Raw genomic sequence first — 4,012 nt, 5'->3', positions numbered from 1 at the left:
GACCTCCCTTCTTCCAGTTGACCTACGCGTGGACTTGGCGGCTAGAGGCCAACGTCCTTTCATTGCCAGAGGCCGAAGTCCTCTGCTGCGTAAGGGCCTGGGGACAGGGCTCCGGGGCCTGTCGGGGCGGCAGGCGGCCCGGATGCTGGCGATATACGGCCCCAAACAGGTCGGGTAAGGCGTGCTCGGGCGCCTCAGCATGTCCATATATGCATCTATGTCCAGTATGGGCTTTCCTGGGTATCAATCCCATCTCTAGGAAGACCTCCGGTGCAGAGGACGGACGTCTTCTGGTCACTGCCGATCCCGGCTGGGTCACTGGAATGTCGTACGGCGTCATCGCGCCCCTCAGTCTCGGGCTGACCCTCGTAATCGACGCGGGGGAGTTCGACGCGCGCCGCTGGTATCGCATGCTGCGAGACCAGCAGGTCACCGTCTGATACACCTCGCCAACGGCGTTGCGCATGCTCATGCGCCGAGGCGATGCTCTGCCTCGCGAGTACGACCTGTCCGCACTGCGGTTCATCGCCAGCGTGGGCGAGCCGCTCAATCCCGAGGTGGCGGTCTGGGGCCTGCACGTGCTCGGCCTGCCGGTCCATGACAACTGGTGGCAAACCGAGACCGGCGCCATCATGATCAGCAACTATGCCGCGATGGACATCAAGCCCGGCTCCATGGGGCGTCCACTACCCGGGATCGAGGCGGCGCTGCTGGAGCGCGGCGAGGACGGCCGCCCCCGCGTCGTCGAGGGGCAGGTGCGGTTGATCGAGGATTCCGACGTCGAAGGGGAGCTCGCGCTTCGTCCTGGCTGGCCCTCGATGTTCCGCGGCTACCTGGGCGAACCCGAGAGGTACGCCAAGGCGTTCGCCGGAGGCTGGTACCTGTCCGGCGACATCGCCCGGAGGGACCAAGACGGGTACTTCTGGTTCGTCGCCCGGGCGGACGATGTGATCAAGTCCGCTGGTCACCTCATCGGGCCTTTCGAGGTGGATTCGGTGCTGATGGAGCACCCAGCCGTCGCCGAAGCCGGCGTGATCGGCAAGCCCGACCCGGTGGCAGGTGAACTGGTGAAGGCTTTCATCACCCTCAACTCCGGCTATGAACCCGCCGAGGCGCTGCGGCTGGAGCTGATCGCATTCGGTCGCCGCCGGCTGGGCGCGTTCGCCCCCAAGGAGATCGCATTCGACCAGAACCTGCCACACACCCGCAGCGGCAAGGTCATGCGCCGCCTCCTCAAGGCCCGCGAACTCGGTCTTCCCGAGGGCGACACCTCGACCCTGGAGCATCCTGCCTGATGAGCTCCGGGTCATCCCGTTCCGGCGTGCGCAGCCAGATAGCCCGCTCCGCCGGCCAAGGTGGAGAACACGGGATAGTCGTCCTCTTCGATGCGGTAGCCGGTGCAGTCGCTGAGCGCCTCCACGAAGCTGAGGAAGTCCAGCGAGTCGAGTTGGAGGATGTCGCGGAAGTCAGCCTCCGGTGGGAGTGCCGCCAGGTCGGCGTCCGGCGCCACCTGGGCCAGTGCGCGCTCGATGAGCTCCCGTGCCTGCTGCGGGGTCATAGCTCCTCCGGGTGAGTGAGCAGTCGGTCGACGGCGGTGAGGAACCTGCCACCAGTGAAGCCGTCGGTGGCGCGGTGATCCGCGGCAAGGGTGACGGTGACCACGGGCCGGACGCCGAGCAGTCCATCGACCGCCCAGGGCCGGTCGAGGATTCTGCCGAAGCCGACGAGGGCCACTTGCGGGGGATAGATAATGCCGTAGACCGCCTCCACCGGCGACATCGTGCAGGGCGGGAGCGATCAGTCCGCCACCTTTGCGTTCGCGCAGCCACGCCAGCGCGGCGCTCATGTCCACGGTCGTGGTCAGATAGTAGTGCGGAATCTCCCGTTTCGACCTGGCCATCGCCCGCGCGATTGCCTGGCGCATCGCGTCCCGTCGGCGTCCAAGGTCGGGCTCCCCATGTTCGACCGCAGGCTCCTGTACGGCGTGCTTGCCCGCAGGCGCGGCCGGCTGGGCTGGGGCCCGCGCTGCCGCCTCCCGTGGCCCGCCGTCGCGTGCGGCGCTCGCACGGACGTCATCGGCGCGGATCGCTCCTGTGCGGCCTGTGCCCTTGATTCTGGTGAGGTCGACGCCGAGTCTCCGAGCGAGCTCGCGGGCGAGCGGCGATGCCTTCACCCGGTGCTCGCGTTGACGTCGCTGGGCAGCAGGATCCGGTGCTCGAAGCGCCGCGCCTCGACGTCCTTTGCGGGTTGCTGAGGTGCGCGAGACGGTTGAGCGTTACTGCGGAGTCCTGGTTTGGTAACGCTACCAACCTCTGAACGAATCAGCTGGTCGCATCCGCGCTGATCCGCAGCAGCGCCTGTCCCAGGGCCCGGCCCAGGTCGGCGCCGGTCACCATCCCGACCAAGCGGTCGCCGTCGACGACAATGGCGGCGATCAGCTGCCCTTGCACGGCCTGCTCCAGCAGCAGAGTGGCTTCGTCGTCCGGCGCGAGGGTCCGCACCGGCGGCTGCATGGTTGTGAGCGTCTCCACCCGCGTGGAGTACCGGCGTTCCGGGGGCACCGCCGCCAGGGTGTCCAACGAGACGAAGCCCGCCGGAGCGCCGGTGAGGGTCACCACGGGAAAGACCGTCTGGCGGGAGTTCAACACGACCTTCTCGACGAGTTGTTCGACGTTCATCCAGGCAGGCGCCACGTCCGGAGCCAGGGTCATCACCTCACGCACCAGCAGGCCGCGCAGCCCCGCGCGGGCGATCTTGACGGCAAGCTCCTGACGTGCGCTTGCGGCGATGTACCAGCCAAGGAAGGCGAGCCACAGGCCGCCCAGCCAGCTCCACAGGAACGTACCGAGGAGACCGACCGAGATGAGCGTCGTACCGAGGGTCTGCCCCGCTCGTGCTGCTGCTCGATCCGCTCGGGTGGCGTCGCCGAACCGCCGCCACAGCAGCGCGTGCAACACGCGCCCGCCGTCCAGAGGGGCGCCAGGAAGCAGGTTGAACAGGGCGAGCATCAGGTTCATGGTGAACAGCCACGCTGCGGCGGACGCCGCTAGAGCCGGTCTGGGCAGGAAAAGATAGGCGAGGAAGGCTACAGCGGCGATGCCCAGGCTGGCCACCGGGCCCGCCGCCGCCGTCGCCAACTCGATCCGCGGGCTCTTCGCCTCCTCGTCCAACTCGGTGTAGCCACCGAGGACCCACAGCGTGACCGAGCCGACCCTGAGCCCGCGCCAGCGGGCGATCAGCGCGTGAGCCGCCTCGTGGGTCAGCAGCGAAGCCATGAACAGCATGCCCGTGACCACGGCTACCAGCCAGTACTGCGTCTGGCCGTATCCCGGCACAGCCTGCGGCAGCACGGTGGTGCCGAGCAGCACCACGATGAGCGCCGCGATGCCGAGCGCCGACCAGTGCGCACGCACCGGGATGCCCGCCACCCTGCCCAGCGGAAGAGTCTGCTTCACCCAGCCATAGTCCCCCGGTCACATTCGCCCGAGCAGGGCCAAATGGCCCTCATCGGCAGGACCTTAGTCGGCCTGGACGTCGGCTAGAGCCGAGAAGACCGGGGCCAACTCCTCGGCCTGGTCAGCCGGGTAATCGACCGGGACACCAAGAGCGGCTGCGGCACCGGGCACACCAAAGGGGCGGAACCGTGCCAGGAAATCGCCCAGCCGGGCCATCACTACCTCCCCCGCGTCATGCCCGTCACCTTGGGTAATGCCCCTTAGAAGGCCAATAGTCGGTCACCGCATGGGCGAATGTCTGCCAGGGAGTGCGCCAACGGGTCGGCTGCCGACACCATCAAGCCGGCTCCGCGGAGCGGCTTGATGGTGGCTAGGCCGCTGGTTTCCCGGCCCGCTGATCATCTCCAAGTTTTGGGACTTCTGGCCCTGGCCGGTCAGCCACTGAGGGGCAGAAATGGAGAGGGGGGAATGTGCGATGTCTGATCTGATCGTGGTGGGTGTCGATGGTTCGGTGTCCGGATTCGACGCCGTGGCGTGGGCGGCCGACGACGCCTTTC

At 67.7% G+C, this 4,012-nt stretch carries 4 protein-coding genes and 2 pseudogenes; 2 read left to right on the top strand and 4 right to left on the bottom strand.

Annotation, left to right across the window (positions count from 1 at the left end; translation table 11 throughout):
• Window positions 1–455 precede the first annotated feature (455 nt).
• Window positions 456–824, top strand: a pseudogene (locus AB0H88_RS52500) (AMP-binding protein); the annotation flags it as partial.
• Window positions 819–1,295, top strand: coding sequence for a hypothetical protein (locus AB0H88_RS52495; RefSeq protein WP_357657738.1), 477 nt, complete (start codon window positions 819–821; stop codon window positions 1,293–1,295). The pseudogene AB0H88_RS52500 and the gene AB0H88_RS52495, both read left to right, overlap by 6 nt.
• A gap of 11 nt (window positions 1,296–1,306) precedes the next feature.
• Here the strand turns inward: AB0H88_RS52495 and AB0H88_RS52490 are convergent, their stop codons facing one another.
• The 4 genes and pseudogenes from AB0H88_RS52490 to AB0H88_RS52475 form a co-directional block, all read right to left on the bottom strand.
• A complete protein-coding gene (locus AB0H88_RS52490) occupies window positions 1,307–1,558 on the bottom strand; it encodes an acyl carrier protein (RefSeq protein ID WP_357657740.1) in 252 nt (83 codons plus the stop codon).
• Window positions 1,555–1,770 carry a 2-oxo acid dehydrogenase subunit E2 gene (locus AB0H88_RS52485; protein WP_357657736.1) on the bottom strand — a complete coding sequence of 72 codons (216 nt, stop codon included), beginning with the start codon at window positions 1,768–1,770 and terminating at the stop codon, window positions 1,555–1,557. The genes AB0H88_RS52490 and AB0H88_RS52485 overlap by 4 nt, the downstream gene beginning before the upstream one ends.
• A gap of 58 nt (window positions 1,771–1,828) precedes the next feature.
• Window positions 1,829–2,173 (bottom strand): annotated as a pseudogene (locus AB0H88_RS52480) (E3 binding domain-containing protein); the annotation flags it as partial.
• Between the two features lie 148 nt (window positions 2,174–2,321).
• Entirely contained in the window at window positions 2,322–3,455 is a 1,134-nt protein-coding gene (locus tag AB0H88_RS52475) for a site-2 protease family protein (protein ID WP_357657734.1), read from the bottom strand.
• Window positions 3,456–4,012 lie beyond the last annotated feature (557 nt).

This window comes from Nonomuraea sp. NPDC050680 (genome assembly GCF_040654555.1).
In the GTDB taxonomy this organism is placed as follows: Bacteria; Actinomycetota; Actinomycetes; order Streptosporangiales; family Streptosporangiaceae; genus Nonomuraea.
Note: the sequence above shows the minus strand (reverse complement) of the source record. Positions and strands in the feature narration are given on the sequence as shown.

Bases quoted from the DNA above. Each gene is read 5' to 3' on its own strand.
- AB0H88_RS52495 (WP_357657738.1), top strand. From the start codon at position 819: ATGTTCCGCGGCTACCTGGGCGAACCCGAGAGGTACGCCAAGGCGTTC.
- AB0H88_RS52490 (WP_357657740.1), bottom strand. From the start codon at position 1,558: ATGACCCCGCAGCAGGCACGGGAGCTCATCGAGCGCGCACTGGCCCAG.